Consider the following 24,498-nt stretch of genomic DNA (forward strand, 5'->3'; position numbering starts at 1 on the left):
GTAGGCGCCTTTAGCGCAGGAAGCTCGCGAGATGCCACCAGTCGGACGGAACGGAAACGGCGGCGTGGTCCCGCTTCTCCTCCGAGACGAAGAGAGCGAAGCAGGTCGCTCCGCTTCCGGACATTCTCACCAAGTTGGCTCCGGCTTGCCCGGCGAGCCATTTGAGCACGTCGCCGATCGCGGGCGCGATTTTACGGGCCGGCGTTTCGAGATCGTTCCGGCCCGTCCTCCAGTCGTCCAGCGGTCCCCGATCGATGCCGTCCCAGCGAGCGAACACCGCCCCTGTCGACACCGGTACGAGCGGATTCACCAGCAGGACCGGCGATCCGGAAACCGTCGAATCCTCGATCGGCCGGAGCTCGTCGCCTGCCCCGCTGCCTCGCACGGTCATGCTCAGCAGGCAGGCAGGAACGTCGGCGCCAAGCGCGGGTGCCACCGCCTGCGCATGATTCGGGTCGATGCTCCAAAGGCGAGTGAGCAGCCGGAGCGCAGCGGCCGCATCTGCCGAGCCTCCGCCAATCCCGCTAGCCACGGGCAACTTCTTGTCGAGGGTCAGCGCAGCGCCTCCGGCCACGCCAGCCTTCGCGGCCAACGCTTCGGCAGCGCGGACGACGAGATTGTCGCGCTCACCCGCGAGCGCTCCGGCGAAGGGGCCGTTCACATTCAGTGAAATCCCGGCGGCAGGCTCAACGTGAAGAAGGTCGCCGTCCGTGCAGAAGGCGAACAGGGTCTCAAGCTCATGCCTTCCATCGGGCCGGCGTCCGCGCACATGAAGTGCGAGATTGAGCTTGGCCGGTGCCGGCTCGGAAAGCCGCATCAGGGCGCGGCGTTGGCTTTGTCGAGGCCGCGTTCGATCTTCGATTCTATGCGGGCCTTGGCAGCAGCCTCTTCGGTAGTGGCGAGGGCCGCGCGCCATGCAAAGCGCGCCTCGATCCGGCGACCGGCCGTGTAGAGCGCATCGCCGAGATGCTCGCGAATTTCGCCCTGGCCGGGGTCGGATGCGGCGGCCCGGTTCAAGGTCTCGATCGCCTCGTCGACCTTGCCGCGCTTGAATTGCGCCCAGCCGAGCGAATCCGTGATCGAGGCGTCATCCGGCTTCAACGCGCTTGCCTTGCGGACCATCGCCTCTGCGGCCTCGATGTCCTCGCCTCGCTCCAGCATCCCGTAGCCAAGGAAGTTGAGCAGCAGCGAATTCTCCGGCGACGATGCCAAGGCGGACTGCATGATTGCCTTGGCTTCCGGCCAGTTGCCCGATTCCTCAAGCGCGCTAGCACGATAAAGTTGCAGGGCCCACAATTCGTCGGAGGTCTCGCGGCTCTGGGCGAGTGCGATCGCCTGGGCGTAGGCCTGGGCGGATTCCGGTTGGCGTTCGAGGCGGCTGAAGACCGCTCCGAGGCGCGAAAAGGCATCGGCGCTGGGCGCGATCGAAGCGGTGCGATGCGCCCGCGCAAGTGCCTCCTTCTCGCGGCCATTGTCGAGCAGGATACGAACCTCGGCATCTTCCGCCTGGTTGGCGAAGCTCGAGCCTTCGTCGATCGTCCTCAGGGCCGCGACGGCATCGTCGCTTCGGCCCGCCTCGTCGAGTAGAAGCCCGAGCAGGAGGACTGCCGCATCATTCTCCGGATTGGCATGCCGGGCGACCTGCGCAAGCGAGACCGCAATCGACTTGTCGTCGAGCCGATTGAGCGCGATCGCCAGGCCGAGCAAAAGCTCCCCAAAGGCTTTCGAGCTGCTGTCTATCGCTTCACCGAGAGGCTTTCCGGACCTCAGCCTTGCCTGCGCGCTGCTCATTGCAGCGCCCTTGGCGTCGACCATCTTGGCGGCAGTGGCCATGTCGCCTGCCGCGCGGAACCCGTCGGCGAAGGCAAGGCGCAGGCGGTCGGCGCGTCCGCCTGCCTCCTCAAGCGCCTTTTCTGCAAGCGGCAGCGCATCAGCAGGCTGCCGGAGTTTCAAATGAATGAGTGCCCTATGCTCGTTCACCTGCCGCGCAAGCGCGCTTTGCGGGTTCACGCTGTCGAGACTCTGGACCGCGTTTCCGTCCTTGGCATCCGCCCGCGCCCAGGCCTCGACGAATGGCAGAAGGAATGACGAATCGATCGTGCCGCCGCCGTTTCGCAAGTGCGCGAGCGCGTCGCTCTGGCGGTTGCGAACAAGCAGGTCCGCGATGGTGAGCATTCGAAGCTCGAGCGGCGCACGGTCGAACGGCACGCCGTTGCCGAGCTCGAGCGCAAGTCGCATGTCGCCGGCTTCGATGGCCCCGACAATCGCGCGTTGCCGGAGGCGTTCGTCGGCCGGAAGATCCCGTACCAGCGCGGCGAACAACTTGGATGCGGTCGCTGGATCGCCCATCGTGTCGGCCGCACGCGCCGCGAGATAGGTCGAAAGGCGCTCCGCCTCTGCGGGATTGCTCGCCGTCGCGGGCATTGCCAGCGGCAGGATCAGGGCTGCCAGCACTGCCGCTCTACATATTCGGGTAATTGGGGCCTCCACCGCCTTCGGGAACGACCCAGTTGATGTTCTGGGTCGGGTCCTTGATGTCGCACGTCTTGCAGTGGACGCAGTTCTGCGCGTTGATCTGCAAGCGCGGTTTCCCGCTTTCCTCGACAATCTCATACACCCCGGCAGGGCAATAACGCTGCTCCGGCGCGTCGTAGAGGGCGAGGTTCACCGCAATCGGTACGTCGGCGTCCTTGAGCGTCAGGTGAACCGGTTGGTCTTCCTCATGATTGGTGTTCGAGATGAATACCGAGGAAAGCCGGTCGAAAGTCAGTGCACCGTCGGCCTTGGGATAGACGATCGGTCGAACCTCGTCCTTGCGGCGAAGTGTCGTGTGATCCGCATGATGCTTCAAGGTCCACGGCGTTCGAAGTCCTATGGCGTTGAGCCACATATCAAATCCGGCGAAGAGGGTCCCGATCGTGCCGCCCCAGCGCGAAACCGCGGGCTGGGCATTGCGGACCTTCTTCAGTTCGTCGGCGATCCAGCTTGAGCGAACCGCGGGCTCATAGTCGGAAAGCACGTCAGAGCGACGATCGGCCGTGATCGCCTTGAACGCGGATTCGGCGGCAAGCATCCCGGACTTGATCGCCGTGTGGCTTCCTTTGATCCGCGGGACGTTGACGAAGCCTGCGGCACAGCCGACCAGCGCTCCGCCGGGAAAGGCGAGCGTCGGGATCGCCTGCCAGCCGCCCTCGTTGATGGCGCGCGCACCGTAGGATGCGCGCTTGCCGCCTTCGATCTCGGCGCGGATTGCCGGATGGGTTTTCCAGCGCTGGAATTCCTCGAACGGCGAAAGGTAGGGGTTCGAATAGTCGAGCGCGGTGACGAAGCCGAGCGCGACCTGCCCGTTTTCCTGGTGATAGAGGAAGCCCCCGCCCCAAGCATCGTCGAGCGGCCACCCCTGCGAATGGATTACCCTGCCCGGCTTATGTTTCTCCGCAGGAACATCCCATAATTCCTTGATCCCAAGACCGTAAACCTGAGGGCCGCAGTCCTTTCGAAGGTCAAAGATCCGGGTCAACTCCTTGGTCAGGTGGCCGCGCGCACCCTCCGCCAGGAAAGTGTAGCGGGCATGGAGCTCCATTCCGGGCTGATAGTCGGGGCGGTGCTTGCCGTCGCGGGCGACACCCATGTCGCCCGTCGCGACGCCCTTAACGCTGCCATCGTCGTGGAACAGGACTTCGGCCGCCGCGAAGCCGGGGAAGATCTCGACGCCCAGTTCCTCGGCCTGGGTTGCCAGCCACCGCGTCAGGTTGCCGAGGCTGCAGGTGTAGGTGTCCTTGTTCGACATGAACGGCGGCATCAGCCAGTGCGGGATCGAATATTTGCCCTTGGCGCTCAGCACCCAGTGAAGATTATCGGTCACCGGCACGCCGACCGGCGCGCCTTTGTCCTTCCAGTCGGAAATAAGCTCATTCAGCCCTCGTGGATCGATGACTGCGCCGGACAGGATGTGCGCCCCGACTTCCCCGCCCTTTTCCAGAATGCAGACGGAAATTTCGCGCCCGCTCTCGGCAGCGAGTTGCTTCAATCGAATCGCCGAGGCTAGCCCGGCAGGACCTGCGCCGACCACGACAACGTCATATTCCATCGATTCGCGGTCGCTCATCCCGGTTCCTCTGTCGTGCCGCCGCGCCAGTGCGTCGAATACAGCCCTGCCAATTCCTTGACCGCGCCGTCAACCTTGGAAGAAGGTGGCGGCCATGGCCGGCGACACACATACAAGCGACGCGCGCGAAGCTGCAGCGCTCCTCAGCTGGTGGATCGAATCCGGAGTTGACGTCGCGATCGGCGAGGAGCCGCGTGATTGGCGGCGGCGACCGCCCCCGGCTCAGGCGGAAGCGCTGATGCAATCGGTGACAACCGAGAATGAGGCGATTCCGGCGGATTTTGTCGCGTTTCGAAGCTGGCTGGAGGAGTCCACCGACCTGCCGCTGTCGGCTTCAGCGGCGCGAAGGGTATTGCCCCGCGGCGAAGCTGGTGCCGAGATCATGCTGATGACCGACGTTGCCTCTTCCGAAGACGATGGCGAACCCATCGGTGGGGAAGCATGGCTTCTGACGAAACGGATGCTCGCCGCGATCGGCTTTAGCGCCGACCAGGCATACCTCGCCAACCTCTCGTGCTTTTCGAGCCCCGGCACCAGTCTTGGCGGCGCCGACCTGGAGCGCTGCGTCGAGATCGCTCGGCAGCATATTGCGCTCGTGGCGCCGAAGCGGCTCGTGCTTTTCGGCGACGGCCCGTCCCGCGCCTTTCTGGGCGGCACGGTCACGCAGAGGCGCAACAAAATTCACAAGGTGGAGGGGGCGCGGACGATCGCCACCTTTGCTCCGCGGTGGCTGCTGCAACGGCCTGCCGACAAGGCATTGGCGTGGCGCGACCTGCTGCTACTGATGGAAGAATGATGATTCTAAGCCGGTTCTCCGCAGTCGCGCTGCTTGCTCTCGCCTCGCCATCTCTGGCCCAGGATCCCTTGGCTCCTTCGCCTGAAGAAGAAAGCGACGAGGATGAGCCGGTCCTGACCACCCCCGAGCCGGCCGCGCCGGTACAGCCACCCGCTCCGAAGCCTCTTGTCGTACCCAAGGACTGGCGCGGGGTGTTCGCCGCGATTCGCAGTGGCGACTGGCCGGCAGCCGACGCGGGCATCGCCGCGCTCCCGGATCACGTGCTGAAGCCCGTCGCCAAGGCCGAGCTCTACACGGCGAAGAACAGCCCGAAGGTTGAGCTTGGACCCATCGTGCAACTGCTGTCGGAAGCGCCGGACCTGCCGCAGGCCGAGCAGCTGCAGCGAATGGCCTTCAGCCGCGGCGCGACAGAGGCGCCGGGTATCGCTCGCGCGGCCCGGATGATCCCGCTCGGGGCTGCCCCACGGCGCCACCGCTCGCGCCCGGTCAACGGGGATCCGGTCGCCGACCAGTTGCGCGCTGCGCTGGAGCCGCTGGTTAAGGACAATCTCGCCCCCCAGGCCGAGGCGCTTTACCAGCAAAGCGCCGCGTTGCTGACGGCGGAAGGACGTGCCGAAGCGGCGCAGCGCGTCGCGTGGATATATTACCTCGTGGGCCGCGATGCCGATGCCAAGCGCGTCGCCGAGGCCGGAATTTCCGGTGTCACCGGCGACTGGGCCGCGCAGGCGCAATGGATCGCGGGCCTCGCCGACTGGCGCCTCAACAACTGCGACAGTGCCGCCGGCCACTTTCGCGCCGTCGCCTACAGCCAGGCAGAAAGCGAGCTTCGCGCGGCCGGCGCTTATTGGGCGGGGCGGGCCGAGCAGGCCTGCCGGCGACCCGCCAATGTGGAGCCGATGATGAAGCTTGCGGCGCGCGCGCCGGATAGTTTCTACGGCCTGCTTGCGCGCGAGACCTTGGGCATGTCGAAAGCCCTTCCCCCACCTTCGCCCGCGTCGAGCCGCATCGAATCGCTGCCGAATATCCGCCGCGCCAACGAGCTTGCGGCGATTGGCGAGCGAAGCCTTGCCGAACAGATGATCCGCCACCAGGCACGGATCGGCAATCCTTCCGATCACGGTGCGCTGATTGCCAAGGCGCGGACGATGGAGCTTCCGGCAACCGCTTACTGGCTTGCCCATAACGGGCCGCAAGGTGCGCGCGTATCGGCGGCCGACCGCTTCCCCCTGCCGCGCTGGGCGCCGAGCGGCGGCTGGCGGATCGACCCCGCCTGGGCCTGGGCCCATGCCCGCCAGGAAAGCGATTTTCGTCATGCGGCGGTTAGCCCGGCTGGCGCCGTCGGCCTGATGCAGGTGCGGCCCGGAACGGCGGGCGACTTCGCCCGCGCACGTGGAGTAGCGGTGGGAAACCTTTCCGACCCGGCGACCAACCTGGAATATGGCCAGAGCTTCATCGAGCTGATGCGGCGCAATGCCGCCACTCAGGGCCAGATGGTGAAGATCATCGCCGCCTATAATGCCGGCCCCGTTCCCGTGACCCGGTGGAACTACATCAATCACCGGAACGATCCCCTGCTGTGGATCGAGAGCCTCAATTATTGGGAAACCCGCTATTACGTACCGGCAGTTCTGAGAAACCTCTGGGTTTACGAAGGGTTGCGGGGCACTCCGCAGACGACGTTGCATGAATTGGCGCAGGGTCGTTGGCCCAGCTTTCCGACGTATCGTCGCTGATAGGCTCGCCACTCATGGGCGAATTGCCTACGAAGGTTCTTGTTTCGTTCTCGTCTAAACATATCATGGCGCCATGTCTGTCGAGTCGAACCACGGGCGCGGAGCTACGCGCAATGCCACGCCGTCGCGCTTCAACCTGAAGCAGCACTTGGTCGACGGCGACTGGCTCGACCAGGTGGATGCGCTCGACGGGGTCGCGCCGCGCCGGACCACCGTAACCATCGAAAAACCCAAGAGCATACTCACCCGCAACAGCTCGCCGGACATCGGCTTCGACCGTTCGGTCAACGCCTATCGCGGCTGCGAGCACGGCTGCATCTATTGCTTTGCGCGGCCTACCCACGCCTATCACGACCTGTCGCCGGGCGTGGATTTCGAAAGCCGGCTTTTCGTGAAGCCGGATGCCGCCAAGCTGCTGCACGCGGCGCTATCGCGGCCGGGCTACGAATGCGCGCCGATCGCGATGGGTACAAACACCGATCCCTATCAGCCGATCGAGGAGCGCTGGCGCGTCACTCGGTCGGTTATCGAGCTTCTGCTTGAGACCCGGCACCCCTTCACGATCACCACCAAGTCCGACCGGGTGCTTCGCGATCTCGACCTGCTGGTCCCCGCCGCGAAGCTCGGGATCGCGTCGGTCGCGATTTCCGTGACGTCGCTCGAATCGCAAACGGCACGGCTGATGGAGCCCCGCGCCTCCGCCCCTCGCAAGCGCCTGGAAGCGGTGCGAACGCTCAACGAGTCCGGCGTCCCCTGTCATGTCGCGATTGCGCCAGTCGTGCCGCAGATCACCGACCATGAGCTCGATCACCTGGTCGAGGCCGCTGCAGATGCGAAGGCGCGCGGCGCATTCTATCTTCCGGTCCGCCTTCCGCACGAGGTGGCGCCCCTGTTCCGCGACTGGCTGGAACAGCATTTCCCGGATCGTGCCGGCAAGGTCATGGCGACGATTCATTCGCTGCGCGGCGGAAAGGATAATGATCCCAACTTCTTCAGCCGGATGCGCGGCCAAGGCGCCTGGGCCGAATTGCTGAAAACGCGATTCGAGAAAGCCATCCGCCGCTACGGCGTTCCCCAGTCGAAATTTCCGCTTCGCCGCGACCTGTTCGAGCAGCCGGCGGGGGCGCAAATGCGGCTTCTGTGACCGCTCGTCGAGAGAGGGCATGACAAGCGCCGCAGACGCCCTTACGTCGACAGAATGAATCGCATTCCGTCTGCGGCCTTGTTCCTTGCCGCCGCCTCCGCCCCCCTGTTCGCGCAGACACGGCCCACCCCTGCTCCGCTGGCAGTCGACCCGGTCGTTGCCCGATTGCGCGACGATGCGCTCGCCAACGACCATTATGCCTGGGACATTACCGAGGGCCTGACCACCGAAGTCGGGCAACGCATGGCCGGGACCGAGGCAGAGGCCCGAGCGCGAAACTGGTCCGTCGCAAAGCTGAAGTCACTCGGATTCAGCAACGTGCGGATCGAGGAGTTCACTGTTCCAACCGCCATCCGCGGCGCCGAAAGCGCGGAGATCCTCGCGCCGTTCCCGCAAAAGATGGTCGTAAACGCGCTCGGCGGAAGCGGCGTGACTGGGCCGGAGGGCGTAACCGGCGAGGTGGTCGGTTTCGACAGCGTCGACTCGCTGCGCCTTGCGCCGGAAGAGAGCGTTCGCGGCAAGATCGTCTTCGTCGATCACCGAATGACACCGACGCAGGACGGCTCGGGCTACGGCCAGTTCGGCGCGCCCCGCCGGCAAGGCCCAACGATCGCCAGCCAGAAGGGCGCGATCGCAATCGTCATTCGCTCGATCGGGACGGATCATAACCGCACCCCCCACACCGGTTCGATGGAGTTCGCCAATGGCGCCAAACCGATTCCGGCCGGCGCGCTGAGCGTTCCCGATGCCGAACAGCTGGAACGGATCCTGAAGCGCGGCAAGCCGGTCACGATGCGGCTCCGCCTCCAGGCCCAGCGCATGCAGGGCGCGTCGGGGAATGTCATTGCCGAGCTGCCGGGCAGCGACCCAGCTCTCGCCCCCGTCCTCGTCGGCTGTCACCTCGACAGCTGGGACCTCGGCACCGGTGCGATCGACGACGCGTCGGGCTGCGGGATCGTGGCGGCCGCTGCAAAACGCATCATGAATGCTGGCAAGCCGAAGCGGACAATCCGGGTCGTTTGGTTCGGGGCGGAAGAAATCGGCCTTCTCGGCGGCCTCGACTATCAGGCGAAGCACGGCAAGGAGCCGCATTACGCGCTTGCCGAGAGCGACTTCGGCGCGGACCGCATCTGGCAGGTCAACAGCAAGTTGGGGACTGAGCGCCGCGAGGAAGCGCGCATGCTTGGCGCTGCGCTTGCGCCGCTTGGAATCCTGACGGGATCGTTGGAGACGGCAGAGGGGTCCGACATCGGCCCGATGATCGCTGCCGGGGTTCCGGGCGTTGGCCTTAGCCAGGACGGGACCCGCTATTTCGACCTGCACCATACCGCCAACGATACGCTCGACAAGATCGATCCCGTCCAGCTTCGCCAGAATGTCGCCGCATGGACGGCGATGCTGGCGGTTCTTTCGGGCCCGATCGAACCGGTGAAGCTGAAACGCCGCCGCGTGCGTTAATCCGAAAACGAAACGAAGGACGACCACATATGCGAATCATCTTTATCGCCCCGTTTGCGCTTCTCGCCGCCTGCCAGGTGAGCGAGGGGAATAATTCGGTCACCGTCGCCTACAACCAGGACGTTGCGGAAAACGCGGCTGAAGACGTTGCCAACGCAGCGCAGGAAGCCGGTGCGGCCATCGCCAACGGTACCGAGGAAGCCGTCGACCGCGCGCAGAATGTCGAGGTCGAAGTCGACACCAACAAGGCCGACAACAGCAATTAGGTTTGCGGCAGGGGCAGTGACGCTCTAGAGGGCCCCCGTCGGGGAGTGGCGCAGGCTGGTAGCGCATCTGCTTTGGGAGCAGAGGGTCGCAGGTTCGAATCCTGTCTCCCCGACCATTTTCGATGGCGACGATCCGCGGGTGTCTCAAGATCGAAAATCAATTTGCGCGATGCCCGGCCTCGCTTGTCCTCCGGATAAGCACCGGGCGCGCCTGGTGGGGCCTGTAGCTCAACTGGTTAGAGCTGGCCGCTCATAACGGCTTGGTTGCGGGTTCGAGTCCTGCCGGGCCCACCATCCTAACCCTGATCTCGCTCCACCAGGGGCAGGAGAAGCGTCAGATACTGGTCGTTGATGTCGAGTGTACCGCCGGCGAGCTCGACGAGGCCATTTACCAGCCGAAGCGAAAAACCGAGCCCGAGCAAACCGCGATCGGAATCCCCGATGGTGAATTCCGGGTCGAGCAGGTCGTCGCGCGTCGCCAGGATGGTCGAACGGGGCCTGCTGATCGCGATCCCGCATTGGCCTCCTGCACGGCGGACCCTCATCATCAACTGCTCGCCCGGTGCGGTCGCTCCGAGGACGGCATCGCTGAACCGGGCCAGAAGGCGTTCGGTCAGTGTCGGCTCGAGCGCGCACAGGCCATCGGCATCCCCGGACTGGATATCGACCTGAACGCCGTGCTGCGCCGCTTTTTCGAGGATTCGGCCGGTAAAGGCCGGAAAGAAGGTTTTCAGGTCGGTCCTTTGCCCACTGGTTGAGCCTGCCGATTGAATGCGAGCGACGAAATCCAGATCGTTAGCGGCTTCGAGGAGCGCGCGTGCATTGCTGACGATTTGCGCCGCACGCTCGCGATAACGGCGATGCGCGGGGCCGAAATATTGGCCGTCGATGATTTCCGCGAATCCGATGATCGCATTGAGCGGCGTCTTGATCTCGTGGATCATTTCCCGAAGCGTGTCATGGCTGTCCGGAAGCGGGGCCGTGGACGGCTCCGGCGCGGCGAATTCCTGCGGCTCGCCACGCTGGGCGATTCCGCGATAGCCGATGAAGCGGCCGTCGTTGGCTGCGAAGGCCGGTGCCCCGCTGATCGTCCAGCGTCCCGCCAACTGCCCCTCGTCCCCTAGCTCGAGGACGCAGTCGCGAAATGGCGCGCGGATGGAAAATGCGCGCTCGACGCAGTCGTCGACCCCCTCGTCGGGATCGGCCACCGCGATCGAGCGGCCGATCAGCGGCCCGCGCGGAACGCCCTCTACCCAGTCGATCTCGCCGCCCGGGCTGCACTCCCACCGAAAGACGGAGCGCGTGTCAGCGGAATCCGACCGCACCGGCTCGGGCAAGACGGACCGCGCCCGATCGCGGTCGCGCTCGCTGCGGAGCCGGTCGAGCCTGGCGACGACATCGCCGATCGAAGTTTCCGCCGGCGCACCGGGCGATGAATCTTCCGCCCTTTCGCGATCGGGAGCGACTTGCGTCAGGGTCATCTCCGGCAGTTCGGCCGGCTTCGGAGCCCCCGGATGGAGCGTGTCGAGGAACCGGCGGACGTCCGGCGAAGCCGAGCGCCGAACCCGCTCGAGCGCATCGCCTTCAAGACGGCCCCCGGCCAGTAGTGGCGCAGCGACGGCCAGCGAATCCCCGGCGAAGACTTCCAGAAGAGCCACAGGGATCGCCGCACCCGCAATCGACCGCGCCGCCGCCGCCCGGAGCGGCTCGGCGATGGCGGAGCGGTCCTGCTCGATCGTCGCGATGGCCCTGTCGAGAAGCACCCTGTCGGCGGTGGCCGTCGAACGCGCGACCAGGTCGACCAGTTGGCGCCAGCGAACATTGCGGTCGTGGGAGGCCGCGACCGGTTGTGCAAGCACCGTTGCCAGGCGGTCGTCGAAGCGCAACCGATGTTTACTCCTGGATAAGAGAAAGAAGTTTTACGGAAAGTGCATAACCACGAACGGGCGGCACAGGTCAGGGCGGGTCGGTTAACCATCCCGAAATGGAACAGGTCGTCCGGATAAGAAAAAGGCGGCCGCGAAAGCGACCGCCCCTCACTACGCGAGTTGATTCGGTCAGTTTCGCGTGGCCAGCCACAGCAGCCAGAAGCGCGCCAGCGACTGGCTCGGCCCCGTCACCGCGTTCAGCGCCGCTTCGGCGCCCGGCTTGTCCCCTGCCCGTGCCAGCGCCATGCCAAGCCGCAGGTTGGCAAGGTTGGCGTCCTTTGGGACGGCAGCTCGGTAAAGCTTTGCCGCTTGGGCATAGGAACCTGCACCGAACAGCGAGTCTCCTGCGTCGATCAGCGCCGTGGCGTCCCCGCTAGCAAGCGCAGCCTTGGCGCTGGCATCGACCGCGGCTGCCGCAGGCGCTTTAGCGGCCTGGGCGGCGAGTCCCTTGAACGACTGCTTGGACACGTCGACCCCCGGCGCCTTGGCGGCTTCGGCAAGCACGGCCTTCGCCTCGACAAGCGCGCCGTCGGAGACGAGGGCGTTGGCGAGTGCGAAATAATCGCTTTCGCCGCTTAGTGCGTTTGCTGCCCTTGCAAGGCGCATCGTGTCGGCGAGCTGCGCGCCCTTGGCGGCGCTGATGTCGCGATAGATGCGCAAGCCGTCACGCCAGCTCGTCGTGCTGGGATAAGCCGCGATCCATTCGCGGGCGATGTCGATCGCGGCGGGCGAGCGCATGTTGTAGGCAAGGCCGGCAGCGAACTTGAAATTGTTCTCGGCGACTTTCGTGCCTTTGGCTTTGCTCGCGGCAAAGCTCTTCTGCATCAGACTGACGGCTTCGGCCTTCTGCCCCTGCTTCTCGCGAAGGCTCGCGAAAAGAGCGAGGGTCGAAGGGTTGGCGGAATCGAACCCGACGGCCTTCTGATAGGCCTGGGCAGCGGCGTCCATCTGCCCGGCGGTCTGAAGTCGCTTGCCGAGGTCGGTGAACCGGGCCGAGAGGTCGGCCGGATCGGCGCCGCCCGAAGCTTCCATCGCTTCGACGCCGGCCTTCAGCGCGATGGCGTCATTGGCTGCAACGGCCGCTTTGACCTGGTTGATGGCGATGAAATATTTGTCATCGGCCGTTTTGGCGACTGCCTGGGCAGCCGCGAGCTTCGCCGGGATATTGGCGGTGTCGTTCGTGTTGACCGCGTTCTGAAGCTCGACGATCGCCTTTTGCGCTTCCTTTGAAATGTTTAGCTTGCGGCCCGTCGTCGTCGTTGCGCTGGTGGTCGTGGTCCTGCCGACGTCGGGCTTTGCGTCCTTGGGCCGTTCGCTGCCCAGACGCTGTGCCGAACCCGGCGCGGCAATGGCCAGCGCCGACGCGCCAACCAAAATCGTGGCGAAAAACTTCATTGATATTCCTCCCGACCGCGGCTGGCCGCCACGGCTATTGGCTCCCGTGATGTCGATCGGCTTTTTCGAGACCCCCACAGTCCCTGATGCCGCTTGAAAGGCGGCTCACCAATCGCAGCGCAAACTGTGACAGTTCAGTGACTTACGCAAGGGCGTTTAAGTTGATGCAGATAAGCCTGGATTGGGCCCGCGATTCACGCGCGTACGCGCGCGCGTGGGGTGGCGCCAGCCCGACCTATCGGCTAGCAGGATGCGGGGCACTCGTCCGAACGGACGATTCTCATTCCCCGCGTATTTGTCCCGCCAGAACAGACAGGATTTTCCTTGGCTAGCCAGCCCCAGCAGACGAACAGCAGCAGTCCTCCGGCGACATTGCCCCCATCTCCATCGTCGAGGAAATGAAGACCAGCTACCTCGATTACGCGATGAGCGTGATCGTCAGCCGGGCGCTCCCGGATGTTCGCGACGGTCTCAAGCCGGTTCATCGCCGGATCCTCTTCGCCTGTCAGGAAGCCGGCTACGTTGCGGGGCGGCAATATCGCAAGTCCAGCCGCATCGTCGGCGACGTCATGGGTAAATATCATCCGCACGGCGACAGCGCGATTTACGACGCGCTGGCCCGGATGACCCAGAGTTGGTCGATGCGGGTCCCGCTGATCGACGGCCAGGGCAACTTCGGCTCGATGGACCCGGATCCGCCGGCGGCTATGCGCTACACCGAAGCGCGCCTCGCGAAGGTCGCCAATTTCCTGCTGGGCGACATCGACAAGGATACGGTCAACTTCCAGCCGAACTATGACGCGAGCGAAAGCGAACCGCAGGTCCTCCCCGCCCGCTTTCCCAACCTGCTGGTCAACGGCGCCGGCGGGATCGCGGTCGGCATGGCGACCAATATTCCGCCGCACAACCTTGGCGAAGTGCTTGCCGCCTGCCGCGCCTATATCGCAGACCCGGCGATCAGCAGCGAAGGACTGATGGAGCATGTGAAGGGGCCGGACTTTCCGACCGCTCCTTTGATCCTCGGCCAGTCTGGAATCCGCAGCGCCTATACCACCGGGCGCGGTTCGATCCTGATGCGCAGCCGGGCGCACGTCGAGGAAGGCCGAGGCGACCGCCGCTCGATCGTCCTCACTGCCATCCCCTATCAGGTCGGCAAATCCGGCCTCGTCGAAAAAATAGCCGAGGCGGCCAAGGACAAGCGAATCGAGGGCGTCAGCGATATCCGTGACGAATCGAACCGCGAGGGCGTCCGCATCGTCATCGACCTGAAGCGCGACGCCACGCCGGACGTGGTGCTCAATCAGCTTTGGCGCCACACCCCGGCGCAAAGCTCCTTCCCCGCCAACATGCTCGCGATCCGTGGCGGTCGGCCGGAAACTCTGACGCTTCGCGACATCATCGAGAGCTTCGTCAAGTTCCGCGAGGAAGTGATCATCCGCCGCTCGAAGTTCGAGCTGATGAAGGCACGCGAGCGGGCCCACCTGTTGCTGGGCTTGGTCGTCGCGGTCACCAATCTCGACGAGGTCGTGAAGCTGATCCGTGGCTCCTCGACCCCGGCGGAAGCGCGCGAAAAGCTTCTCGCCCGCGAGTGGGACGGCGAGCAGATCCGGCCCTATATCGCACTGGTTGAAGCGATCGAGCCGCAGGCTGCCGGCACCAGCTACAAGCTCAGCGAAGCACAGGTTCGCGCAATCCTCGAGCTTCGCCTCCATCGCCTCACAGCACTTGGCCGCGACGAGATCGGCGCGGAGCTTGCCGAACTGGCAAAGACCATTGCCGAACTGCTCGACATCCTCGGCAACCGCGAGCGTCTCTATCGCGTGATGGGCGAGGAATTCGACGCCGTCGAAGCCGAGTTCGCAACCCCGCGAGTCGCCGAAATCGTCGCCGCCGTCGACGGCATTGAGGATGAGGATCTGATCGAGGTCGAGGACATGGTCGTGACCGTGACCATGACCGGCTACATCAAGCGCACCCCCCTGGCGCTGTTCCGCGAGCAGAAGCGCGGCGGCAAGGGCCGTTCGGGGATGAGCACCAAGGACGAAGACATCGTCACCGAGCTGTTCGTCACCTCGACCCACAATCCGGTGCTGTTCTTCACCAATATCGGCCGTGTCTACAGGATGAAGGTGTGGCGCCTGCCGGAGGGCGGTCCGACCGCCAAGGGCCGGCCGATGGTCAACATCCTTCCGCTGGCTGCAGGCGAAACCGTGACGACCGTCCTTCCGCTGCCGCAGGACGAGGACGAATGGAAGAACCTTCACATCATGTTTGCGACCGCACGCGGGACCGTGCGCCGCAACAGCATGGACGCCTTCACCAACATCCCTCGAACGGGAAGATCGCGATGAAGTTCGGCGCGTCCGATGACGGCGAGGAGGAGGATACGCTCGATCGCCTGATCGGCGTCGAACTCCTCACCGAGGACGACGATGTGCTGCTCGCGACCCGCAACGGCAAGGCGATCCGCTTCGAATCGACCGTCGTTCGCGAGTTTCAGAGCCGCGCCTCGATGGGTGTTCGGGGAATCCGGCTTCAGGACGGCGATGAAGTGATCTCCATGTCGATCCTCCGCCGTGTCGGAACAACCGCCGAGGAACGCGAGGCCTATCTCAAGTCGCCCGTGTGGCGTGACAACAATTCGGCCGAAGGCCTGCCGGACGATCGCTACGCGCAGATTGCCGAGGGCGAGCAGTTCCTGCTGACCGTGACCGAAAATGGCTACGGCAAGCGCTCAAGCGCCTACGAATATCGGCGCACCAACCGCGGCGGCCAGGGCATCATCAACATTGTCACCTCCGAGCGGAACGGCGGCGTCGTCGCAAGCTTCCCGGTACGTCAGGGCGAGCAGCTGATGCTGGTCACCGACCAGGGCAAGATGATCCGCACGACCGTAGGAGATATCCGTATTGCCGGGCGCAACACGCAGGGCGTAACCATCTTCAACGTCGCCAATAACGAGCGGGTCGTCTCCGTCGCCAAGATCGACGAAAGCGAAGAGGAAGACATCGAGCTCGATAGCGGCGACGAGGTCGCTCCCGACACCGGTGCGACGGTCGGAGAAGATTCGGCGGCAGGCCCCGCCGACGGAAAATAACGGGCAGGAACGCGGGCAGTCTTCGCCGCGTTGGCCGCTCATGGCTTTAACGCAAAGGAGATCGCCTGTGCCTCTTCCCAACAATGCCCTCGTCCTCGTCACCGACGGCCGCAAGACCCTGTTCTTCCGGAACGAAGGCGACCAGAATCAGATCGACTTGAGGACCGAGGCGCATGACGAGCGCGAAGACGCCAAGGACGGCGACATGAAGACCGATGCTCCCGGGGCGATCGGTCAGTCCGCCGGCTACAGCGGCCGTGTCGCGTACGAAGAGACCGATTTCCACCAGCTCGAAGAAGATCGCTGGGCGCATAGCGCGGCCGAGGAAGTCAACAAGCGGGCGCTCGCCAACGACTTCGATGACCTCGTCATCGTCGCGCCTCCGAAGACCTTGGGCGAGCTTCGCAAGAAGCTCCACAAGGAAGCCGAGCGGCGGGTGATTTGCGAGATTCCCAAGGAGATGACCGGCCGCCCCATTCCCGACATCGAAGCATTGATCATTGGCGCGACCGCCGCCCAGGCGCCGTCCGAGGTCTAGGCGAAAAGGTCCACGATCTCTGCGTCCGGCACGGCCGCACGCCAAAGCAGCGTGCGGTGGCAGCCGCCGGGGTCGCGTTCGAAACAGAGCAAGGCGCTTGGCCGCTCGCCGGCCAGCGCCTTCATTTCTTCCGCGGCAACGATCGCTTCCGGAAGCTCCAGCTGCGCGGCGTAGATCCTTCCGAGCCGCTCTTGATGGCCGGCACGGGCAGCGGCCCTGCCGTCCGCTGGAGTCCCGAGCGCCCGCAGGTGGACATATTCGATTCCCGCTTGGGCGAGTGCATTCTTGAGCGGGGTCTTGGAGAATCCGGGGCGACGCGACAGCGGCAGTGCGCGAACGTCAATTACCCGCTCGACGCCCGCCTCGCGGAGCGCCGACAGGAACTCGTCCATCGTCGCGCCTTCATATCCGATCGTGAACAGTTTCATGGACTTGCATATGGGGAAGCGTTAGCTCGCGCGCCATGGCTCACGATCTCCACATCATCGGCGGCGGACTTGCGGGTTCGGAAGCCGCTTGGCAGGCCGCGGAGGCTGGCCTCAAGGTCCGCCTGAGCGAGATGCGCGGAGGCGGCGACACCACCCCTGCCCACGAAAGCGACCGGTTGGCAGAAATGGTCTGCTCCAACAGCTTTCGCTCGGATGATGCCGAAAATAACGCCGTCGGCCTGCTCCACCAGGAAATGCGCCGCCTTGGTTCGCTGATCATGGCCTCTGCCGACGCGCACCGGGTGCCCGCCGGCTCCGCACTGGCTGTCGACCGCGAGGCCTTCGCGTCGGAAGTGACTGCCCGGATCGCCGCTCATTCCAACATCGAGGTCGTTCGCGAGCGGATCGACACGCTGCCACTGGAAGGGCTGGCAATCGTCGCGACCGGTCCGCTCACCTCTCCTGGCCTTGCCGAGGCCATTGCGAAACGGACCGGCACCGGAGCGCTCGCTTTCTTCGACGCCATTGCCCCAATCGTCCATCGTGACAGCATCGACATGTCGGTGTGCTGGTTCCAGTCACGCTGGGACAAGGACCCGATAGGCTCGGGCGGCAAAGACTATATCAATTGCCCGATGAACAAGGAGCAGTATGAGGCCTTCGTCGCCGCTTTGAACGATGGCGAGAAGACCGAATTCAAGGAGTGGGAGAAGGACACGCCATATTTCGAGGGCTGCATGCCGATCGAAGTTATGGCGGCACGCGGTGTGGACACGCTGCGCTACGGGCCGATGAAAGGCGTCGGACTGGACGACCCGCGAACCGGGCGCTGGCCCTATGCCGTCGTCCAGCTTCGCCAGGACAATGCGCTCGGCACGCTTTGGAACATGGTCGGCTTCCAGACCAAGCTGAAGCATGGCGAGCAGATACGCATTTTCCGAACGATCCCGGGGCTTGAGAATGCCGAATTCGCGCGATTGGGGGGATTCATCGCAACAGCTTCATCAAGTCGCCAGAGCTGCTCGACGGCGAGCTTCGCTTGCGCTCCCAGCCCAATGTCCGCTTCGCCGGACAGATCACCGGCTGCGAAGGCTATGTCGAAAGCGCCGCCATCGGCCTCGTCGCCGCCCGCTTCGCAATCGCTGAGAAGCGCGGCGAAACGCTTCCCGCCTTGCCGCCGGAAACAGCGCTCGGTGCCCTTCTCGCGCACATCACCGGCGGCGCCGACGCCGACACCTACCAGCCGATGAACGTCAACTTCGGACTGATGCCACCACTGGTGGGGCCGAAGAGCAAGAAGGCGGACCGCAAGAAGCTTTACACCGGCCGTGCCCGCGACGCGTTCACCAACTGGCTGGCGGAGATCAGCCGCGTCGAAGCGGTGACCGCCTGATCGACCGCTCGGCACGGGGCAACCCCTCTGCCGCATTTTCCATGGACTGAGCCGAAGCTTTCGTTAGTCAACGCCTATGCCGTTGGCGAAACGTGAATGGCTCGCCCCGCTGGCTCGGCACGTCGCCGCTGCTGCGGGTCTGGGGCTATTGCTCGGCTTTCTCGGGCCGTTCGGCACCTATCCGCGCTTCGAAAGAGTTGAGCGCTACGCCTTCTGGCTGACACTGGTCTTCACCGGTTATCTCTGTGCCCTGGCTTCGCGCCATGCGATCGCGTCCCGGTTTGAAATTCGTCGTTTGCCTCTCCAGGCCGCTGCGATCGCATTGCTCTCGGCGGTCCCGCAAACCTTCATCGTTGCCTGGGCGCTCGTACTGGTCCAGCCTGGCCGCCTGATCGGCCCCGCCGAGCTGGTCACCCTGTTCATGGCGGTCGCGGCGGTCCAGCTTATCATCGCTTCCGCCGTCATGCTGGCGGAGACGAAGCGTTCGCCCTCCCCGCCTCGGAAGCCGGCGATCCTGGCACGGCCTCGCCGCCTCCCATTCACGGTCGGGTCAAGGCCGCTGCCGGCAGGGATATCCTCGCCCTGCAAGCCGAGGACCATTATGTGCGCGTGCACACCTGCTCAGGCTCTGCCCTCGTCCTTCACAGGCTTGCGGACGCCATCTCGGAGGTCGGAGCCATCGACGGGTTGCAGGTCCATCGCAGCTGGTGGGTCGCCAGCCATTCGGTGTCCGGGACTTTCATCAGGGATAGTCGACGGTGGCTGCGCCTCGCTAATGGCCTCGAAGTGCCCGTCAGCCGGGCACGGATAAGAGACGTGACGGCGCGCGGCTGGCCGGCGATCGATCCGCCGACGGCCTAAGACCTTAGCAACCGCAGGCGGGCCGCGCCTTTTTCGGTTTTGGCGCGGTGGTGGCATATTCCGCGGGTGTCAGGGCCTTGTTGCCGTCGCTATCGGCATCCTCGAACTTGTCGATGGTCTTCACCGCCCACTCCTCGAACCCGAGCTTGCCGTCGCCGTTGACGTAGAGCTTGGCGAACGGCTTGCGCCGGGGTTCGACCATCTCCGCCAGAGTAATGCGCCCGTCCCCATTCTTGTCGGCGATTGCGAAGCGCATATCCTCTTTGCTCTTGGGGTCGGCTGATGGCGCCGCCGGGATTGGCGCCAGCGCCTGGCCGGGCTGGATCGCAACCGCCGCTGGCGGCGGAGTTTGCAGAACTTCTGGCGCCTGCGCGCGGCCTTGCCAGATGAAAAATGCGCCGGTGACGAGGACTAGCGCCGATGCGGCCCCGGCAGGGAAACGAGTCATGAAGCCCCTCAACACATCGAGATGCGATCCGGCGGCGCCTGCTTGGCAAGCGATTGTCGCGCTAGGCAACCGTGCCGAACAGACGATGCGAAAGCAGCGCGGCTGCCCTTCCCGGAGTTGCTTCCGGCTCGACCGCCGGGAATTGCCGGCGATCGCGCTGCGCCAGCCGCGTGAACGCCGTCAGCGGACGCAGCGGCTTAGCGAAGCGGACGCACTTCAAGTAGTTGTGGACCGTTGCCGACGCCAGCAATCCGCCGCGCATTGCACGGGCGACGGCATGGGCTGCTCCGGCTTGCGGCAGCAACGGATCGTCGACATCGAGAAGCATCGCCGCGCAGGCGAAAAGCGCTGCGCCGCCCTTCATCACTCGCTGGATATCCGGTTCGCCGTCGAGCAGCGCCGCGAAACCGTCCTCGATCGCCGCCAGCCGGGCTCCGCTCAATCCGCGCGGCAGTAGTTCGGCCGCGATAGCCTGAAGCCGCGGTTCGGCAGGCGCCGGCGACGTGTCGAGCCGTTCCAGCGCTTCGCGCCACCAGGCCAGGCGGATCGCACCAAGCGCGGGCTGCGTGGACGTCGCGACGACGTCAGCCATCGCCTGCTCCAGGTCGAACAGCGCGTCGAAGGCCGGCCTGAGTTCGACCGGCCAGTAAAGCCGGACGAGGTCTCGGTCCCGCATCATCTCAGCGATAGAGGACCGCCTTGGCCGCCTTCACGACGTCATCCGCCTTGATCAGCGCCATCTTCTCCAAGTTGGCGGCGTAAGGCAGGGGCACGTCGGCGTTGTTGACCCGTCCAACTGGCGCGTCGAGGTCGTCGAAGCCCTCTTCCATGCAGACGGCGATGATCTCGCTGGCGATCGAACAGGTCGGCCAGCCTTCCTCGACGACGACGAGGCGGTTGGTCTTGGCGAGAGAGGTCAGCACCGCCTGCTTGTCGAGCGGACGTAACGTACGAAGATCGATGACTTCGGCCTCCACGCCCTCGCCGCTAAGCGTTTCTGCTGCTTCCAGCGCGACCCCGACGCCGATCGAATAGCTGACCAAAGTGACGTCATGGCCCTCGCGCATGATCCGCGCCTTGCCGATCGGAAGGACGTAGTCGTCAATCTTCGGGACATCGAACGAATGGCCGTAGAGCAGCTCGTTTTCTAGGAATACGACGGGGTCTTCGCTGCGGATCGCAGCCTTCAATAGGCCCTTCGCATCGGCCGCGTCGTAAGGGGCAATTACGATGAGGCCCGGTACGGAGGCATACCACGGCCCGTAATTCTGGCTGTGCTGCGCGCCGACCCGGCTCGCGGCGCCATTGGGGCCGCGGAACACGATCGGGCAGCGCATCTGGCCGCCGGACATGTAGTTGGTCTTGGCGGCCGAATTGATGATGTGATCGATCGCCTGCATCGCGAAGTTGAAAGTCATGAACTCGATGACCGGCTTCAGCCCGCCCATGGCGGCTCCCGAGCCGAGGCCGGCGAAGCCATATTCGGTGATCGGCGTGTCGATCACCCGGCGCGGCCCGAACTCCTCGAGCAGGCCCTGCGTCACCTTATAGGCGCCCTGATATTGCGCGACCTCTTCGCCCATCACGAAGACGCGGTCGTCTTTCCGCATCTCTTCGGCCATCGCATCGCGGAGCGCCTCGCGAACCGTGGTCGAGACCATTTCCGTTCCCGCTGGCACGTCCGGATCGGCAGCAACGCGGGGCGTGAGCTGCTTTGTGCCGGTGTCGGCCTTCGGTGCCGGCGTCGGCTCGGTCTGCTGGTCTGACGGCTTCTGCGCAACTTCGGGGTCCGGCGTTGGAGCGGCAGCTTCGCCGCCCTCGCCGCCCATCAGCGCAATGACCGTCCCGACCTTCACGCCGTCCGTGCCTTCCGGAACGACGATCTTGCTGATCGTGCCCTCATCGACGGCTTCGAACTCCATCGTCGCCTTGTCGGTTTCGATTTCGGCCAGGACATCGCCTGACGCTACTTCGTCGCCTTCCTTGACCAGCCATTTCGCCAGTGTGCCCTCTTCCATGGTCGGGGAGAGCGCCGGCATTTTCAATTCGACGGCCATCAGTACGCCTCCACCAGCACGTCGGTATAAAGCTCGGCAGCGTCCGGCTCCGGCGTTTCTTCAGCAAACTTCGCAGCTTCCACCACGATATCCTTGATTTCCTTATCGATTGCCTTGAGCTCATCTTCGCCGACGCCCGCCTTGTTCAGCTCGGCCTTGATGTGATCGATCGGGTCATGGTGCTCGCGGTAATCCTGCACCTCTTCCTTGGTACGGTACTTTGCTGGGTCGCTCATCGAGTGGCCGCGATAGCGGTAAGTGAGAAGCTCGAGGATGATCGGCCCCTTGCCGGCCTGCGTCCAGGCCATGGCCTCTTCCGCCGCACCGCGGACGGCAAGAACGTCCATTCCATCGACCTGGATTCCCGGGATGCGGAAGCTCTCGCCGCGCTTGTAGAAATCCGGCTCCGAGGCCGAGCGCTCGACGCTGGTGCCCATCGCATATTTGTTGTTCTCGATGGCGTAGATGACCGGCAGGTCCCACAGCCGCGCCATGTTGAAGCTCTCGTAGACCTGGCCCTGGTTGGCCGCGCCGTCGCCGAAATAAGCCAGGCAGGTGCCGCCGTCCTTGGAATATTGGTGCTTGAAGGCCAGGCCGGTGCCAAGCGCGACTTGCGCGCCGACGATGCCGTGCCCCCCGTAAAAGCCGTGCTCGACGCTGAACATGTGCATCGATCCGCCCTTCCCCTTGGAGATTCCAGCGGCGCGCCCGGTCAGCTCGGCCATGATCACTTTGGGGTCGATTCCATAGGCCAGCATGTGTCCATGATCGCGATAGCCGGTGATGACGCTGTCGCGCCCCACCTTCATCGCCGATTGCAGGCCGACGGCAACGGCTTCCTGGCCAATGTAGAGGTGGCAGAAGCCGCCGATCAGGCCCAGGCCGTAGAGCTGGCCGGCGCGCTCCTCGAAGCGGCGGATGAGCAGCATCTGCTTGTAGAAGTCGAGCAGCTCGTCCTTGCTCGCCTCATAGCGCTTTGGCTCGGCGGGACGCTCTCTATTGGGCTTGCCGGGCGCCGCGATTGCGGTCGCGGCCTTACGGGCGGTTTTCGCCACGCTGCTCTCCACTGATCGTTTTTTGTTGGCTGGGCCTATAGGAGCCGCAGGGCCGAAAGGGCAATCCGTAACGTCACCCTACTCAAGCGGGATGATCACCTCGTCGGAGCGGACGAGGCCGAGATCGCGGCGGATCAATTCCTCGCCAAGGTCGGGATCGGCCTTTTTCGGATTGAGCAGGGCAGACCGATGGCGAAGCGCATCGCGCTCAGCCTCGAGCTTGGCCAGCTCTTCGCGGCGCTGTTGGAGGTCGCGATTGTATCCCCCCCAGGCGAGAAGGCCGTTGGGCCCGGCGATCGCATGGCCGCCGAAAGTGCCGACAATGATCAGCGCCAGCGCGGGCATCGCCGCGCGACGGATCAGTCCCAAGCTCTTGGCGGCCCCTCCCATAAAGAGACAGAATCAGATTCGACCAAGGGAATCAAGCGCTTTCACGCGATTATGACAATCTCAGTGCGGAACGCCCCGCATAGCGCGCCTGGTCGCCTAGCTCTTCCTCGATCCGCAAAAGCTGGTTGTACTTCGCCGTGCGGTCGGAACGGGCCAGGCTGCCGGTCTTGATCTGTCCGCACGCGAGGGCGACGGCGAGGTCGGCAATCGTCGAGTCTTCGGTCTCGCCCGAACGGTGCGACATGACGGCGGTATAACCGCTGGTCTGCGCGAGGCGGACTGCGTTGATCGTCTCCGTCAGCGTTCCGATCTGGTTGACCTTGACCAAGATCGAATTGGCGACCCCGTCCGCGATGCCCTGGCGAGGCGCTTTTCGTTCGTGACGAACAAATCGTCGCCGACCAGCTGGATCCTGCCGCCAAGTCTGTCGGTCAGCGCTTTCCACCCGGACATGTCGTCCTCGCCCATTCCGTCCTCGATCGAGGCGATGGGGTATTCACCGGCGAGCTTCTCGAGGTATTCGGCCATCGCTTCGGGCGTCAGGTTCAATCCCTCGCCCTCCATCGCATAGGCGCCGTCCTTGAAGAACTCGGTCGAGGCGCAATCCAGCGCGATCATGACGTCGTCGCCCAGCGAATAGCCTGCGGCCAACGTGGCTTCGCCGATGACGTCAAGCGCTTCGCGGGCGGACCGAAGGTTCGGTGCAAAACCACCCTCGTCGCCAACCGAGGTCGACAGGCCCTGAGCGTGAAGCTTCGATTTCAGCGCGTGGAAGATCTCGGCGCCGCAGCGAAGCGCTTCGGAAAAGCTCTCCGCTCCGACCGGCATGACCATGAATTCCTGGAAGTCGATGGCATTGTCGGCGTGCGCGCCGCCGTTGAGGATATTCATCATTGGCACCGGAAGCAGCGTCGCCCCGACGCCGCCGACATAACGATAGAGCGGCAGCCCCCGCGCTTCGGCCGCCGCACGCGCGACCGCGAGGGACACGCCGAGGATGGCATTCGCGCCCAGCTTCCCCTTGTTGTCGCTGCCGTCGAGATCGATCATGACGGCGTCGATCTCGGTCTGGTCCTCGGCCTCATAGCCGAGCACCGCGTCGGCAATCGGCCCGTTGACGGCTTCGACAGCCCGCCCGACCCCCTTGCCGCCCCAGCGCGACTTGTCGCCGTCGCGCTTCTCCACCGCTTCGTGCGCACCGGTCGAGGCCCCGGACGGCACCGCCGCGCGGCCCATCGAGCCGTCCTCCACGGTGACGTCGACCTCAACCGTGGGGTTGCCGCGGCTGTCGAGAATCTGGCGGGCGTGAATGTCGACGATCGCGGTCATGGCTTTGAAAATCCCCGGTCCATGGAAAGTGTGGCTTGGCGGCTCTATATAGCCCGTCGGCGGCGGCGCAACTT

At 64.7% G+C, this 24,498-nt stretch carries 17 protein-coding genes, 2 tRNA genes and 3 pseudogenes; 10 read left to right on the forward strand and 12 right to left on the reverse strand.

From position 1 onward, the window contains the following. Window positions 1-10: 10 nt before the first annotated feature. The 3 genes from G7076_RS06170 to G7076_RS06180 are packed head-to-tail and all read right to left on the reverse strand — an operon-like array spanning window position 11 to window position 4,108. Complete coding sequence (locus G7076_RS06170) at window positions 11-817, reverse strand: 4-(cytidine 5'-diphospho)-2-C-methyl-D-erythritol kinase (protein WP_166201304.1); 807 nt, start codon at window positions 815-817, stop codon at window positions 11-13. Beyond that, window positions 817-2,454: a tetratricopeptide repeat protein gene (locus G7076_RS06175; protein ID WP_166201306.1), complete on the reverse strand. Its 1,638-nt coding sequence runs from the start codon at window positions 2,452-2,454 to the stop codon at window positions 817-819. Before G7076_RS06175 ends, G7076_RS06170 begins: the two co-directional genes overlap by 1 nt. 7 nt (window positions 2,455-2,461) lie before the next feature. Next, a complete protein-coding gene (locus G7076_RS06180; RefSeq protein ID WP_166201308.1) occupies window positions 2,462-4,108 on the reverse strand; it encodes an electron transfer flavoprotein-ubiquinone oxidoreductase in 1,647 nt (548 codons plus the stop codon). 94 nt (window positions 4,109-4,202) lie between these two features. On the opposite strand from G7076_RS06180, the gene G7076_RS06185 reads away from it, so the two are divergent. The 7 genes from G7076_RS06185 to G7076_RS06215 all read left to right on the forward strand — a co-directional run bounded on the left by G7076_RS06185 (window position 4,203) and on the right by G7076_RS06215 (window position 9,799). Continuing rightward, entirely contained in the window at window positions 4,203-4,904 is a 702-nt protein-coding gene (locus tag G7076_RS06185) for a uracil-DNA glycosylase family protein (protein WP_166201310.1), read from the forward strand. Then, the gene (locus tag G7076_RS06190; RefSeq protein WP_166201312.1) at window positions 4,901-6,637 is read left to right on the forward strand and encodes a lytic transglycosylase domain-containing protein; all 1,737 of its coding nucleotides are present in this window, start codon (window positions 4,901-4,903) and stop codon (window positions 6,635-6,637) included. The genes G7076_RS06185 and G7076_RS06190 overlap by 4 nt, the downstream gene beginning before the upstream one ends. A gap of 73 nt (window positions 6,638-6,710) precedes the next feature. Further along, window positions 6,711-7,781: a PA0069 family radical SAM protein gene (locus G7076_RS06195; protein WP_166201314.1), complete on the forward strand. Its 1,071-nt coding sequence runs from the start codon at window positions 6,711-6,713 to the stop codon at window positions 7,779-7,781. A gap of 54 nt (window positions 7,782-7,835) precedes the next feature. After that, window positions 7,836-9,239, forward strand: a complete 1,404-nt coding sequence (locus G7076_RS06200; protein ID WP_166201316.1) for a M28 family peptidase — start codon at window positions 7,836-7,838, stop codon at window positions 9,237-9,239. 29 nt (window positions 9,240-9,268) lie between these two features. After that, window positions 9,269-9,505, forward strand: coding sequence for a hypothetical protein (locus tag G7076_RS06205; RefSeq protein ID WP_166201318.1), 237 nt, complete (start codon window positions 9,269-9,271; stop codon window positions 9,503-9,505). 39 nt (window positions 9,506-9,544) lie between these two features. After that, window positions 9,545-9,621, forward strand: a tRNA-Pro gene (locus G7076_RS06210). A gap of 101 nt (window positions 9,622-9,722) precedes the next feature. After that, a tRNA-Ile gene (locus G7076_RS06215) sits at window positions 9,723-9,799 on the forward strand. Window positions 9,800-9,801: 2 nt separating this feature from the next. Here G7076_RS06215 and G7076_RS06220 read toward each other — a convergent pair. Continuing rightward, window positions 9,802-11,391, reverse strand: a complete 1,590-nt coding sequence (locus G7076_RS06220) for a HAMP domain-containing histidine kinase (protein ID WP_166201320.1) — start codon at window positions 11,389-11,391, stop codon at window positions 9,802-9,804. Window positions 11,392-11,562: 171 nt separating this feature from the next. Continuing rightward, on the reverse strand, window positions 11,563-12,828 hold the full coding sequence (locus G7076_RS06225; RefSeq protein WP_166201322.1) for a hypothetical protein: 1,266 nt from the start codon (window positions 12,826-12,828) through the stop codon (window positions 11,563-11,565). Between the two features lie 371 nt (window positions 12,829-13,199). On the opposite strand from G7076_RS06225, the pseudogene gyrA reads away from it, so the two are divergent. Both gyrA and G7076_RS06235 read left to right on the forward strand, forming a co-directional pair. After that, window positions 13,200-15,925, forward strand: a pseudogene (gene gyrA, locus G7076_RS06230) (DNA gyrase subunit A). A 67-nt stretch (window positions 15,926-15,992) separates the two neighbouring features. Then, window positions 15,993-16,463: a host attachment family protein gene (locus G7076_RS06235; protein ID WP_166201324.1), complete on the forward strand. Its 471-nt coding sequence runs from the start codon at window positions 15,993-15,995 to the stop codon at window positions 16,461-16,463. On the opposite strand, the gene G7076_RS06240 is transcribed toward G7076_RS06235, so the two are convergent. Continuing rightward, on the reverse strand, window positions 16,460-16,891 hold the full coding sequence (locus G7076_RS06240) for a DUF488 domain-containing protein (RefSeq protein WP_166201326.1): 432 nt from the start codon (window positions 16,889-16,891) through the stop codon (window positions 16,460-16,462). The two genes, G7076_RS06235 and G7076_RS06240, sit on opposite strands and share 4 nt — an antisense overlap. A 35-nt stretch (window positions 16,892-16,926) precedes the next feature. Here G7076_RS06240 and trmFO point away from each other — a divergent pair. Beyond that, window positions 16,927-18,284: pseudogene (trmFO, locus tag G7076_RS06245) on the forward strand (methylenetetrahydrofolate--tRNA-(uracil(54)-C(5))-methyltransferase (FADH(2)-oxidizing) TrmFO). An 865-nt stretch (window positions 18,285-19,149) separates the two neighbouring features. On the opposite strand, the gene G7076_RS06255 reads toward trmFO, so the two are convergent. The 6 genes and pseudogenes from G7076_RS06255 to eno all read right to left on the reverse strand — a co-directional run bounded on the left by G7076_RS06255 (window position 19,150) and on the right by eno (window position 24,424). After that, a complete protein-coding gene (locus G7076_RS06255) occupies window positions 19,150-19,593 on the reverse strand; it encodes a hypothetical protein (protein WP_166201328.1) in 444 nt (147 codons plus the stop codon). 61 nt (window positions 19,594-19,654) lie between these two features. Beyond that, the gene (locus G7076_RS06260) at window positions 19,655-20,272 is read right to left on the reverse strand and encodes a hypothetical protein (RefSeq protein ID WP_166201329.1); all 618 of its coding nucleotides are present in this window, start codon (window positions 20,270-20,272) and stop codon (window positions 19,655-19,657) included. Window position 20,273: 1 nt separating this feature from the next. Then, window positions 20,274-21,650: a pyruvate dehydrogenase complex E1 component subunit beta gene (locus tag G7076_RS06265; RefSeq protein ID WP_166201330.1), complete on the reverse strand. Its 1,377-nt coding sequence runs from the start codon at window positions 21,648-21,650 to the stop codon at window positions 20,274-20,276. Next, window positions 21,650-22,705 (reverse strand): pyruvate dehydrogenase (acetyl-transferring) E1 component subunit alpha, encoded by a 1,056-nt coding sequence (pdhA, locus tag G7076_RS06270; RefSeq protein WP_166201331.1) that lies wholly within the window; start codon window positions 22,703-22,705, stop codon window positions 21,650-21,652. The genes G7076_RS06265 and pdhA overlap by 1 nt, the downstream gene beginning before the upstream one ends. A gap of 78 nt (window positions 22,706-22,783) precedes the next feature. Then, window positions 22,784-23,074 (reverse strand): septum formation initiator family protein, encoded by a 291-nt coding sequence (locus G7076_RS06275; protein WP_346774079.1) that lies wholly within the window; start codon window positions 23,072-23,074, stop codon window positions 22,784-22,786. Window positions 23,075-23,144: 70 nt separating this feature from the next. Further along, window positions 23,145-24,424 (reverse strand): annotated as a pseudogene (gene eno, locus G7076_RS06280) (phosphopyruvate hydratase). Between the last annotated feature and the right edge of the window lie 74 nt (window positions 24,425-24,498).

It is taken from the genome of Sphingomonas sp. HDW15A (assembly GCF_011301715.1).
In the GTDB taxonomy this organism is placed as follows: domain Bacteria; phylum Pseudomonadota; class Alphaproteobacteria; order Sphingomonadales; family Sphingomonadaceae; genus Sphingomicrobium.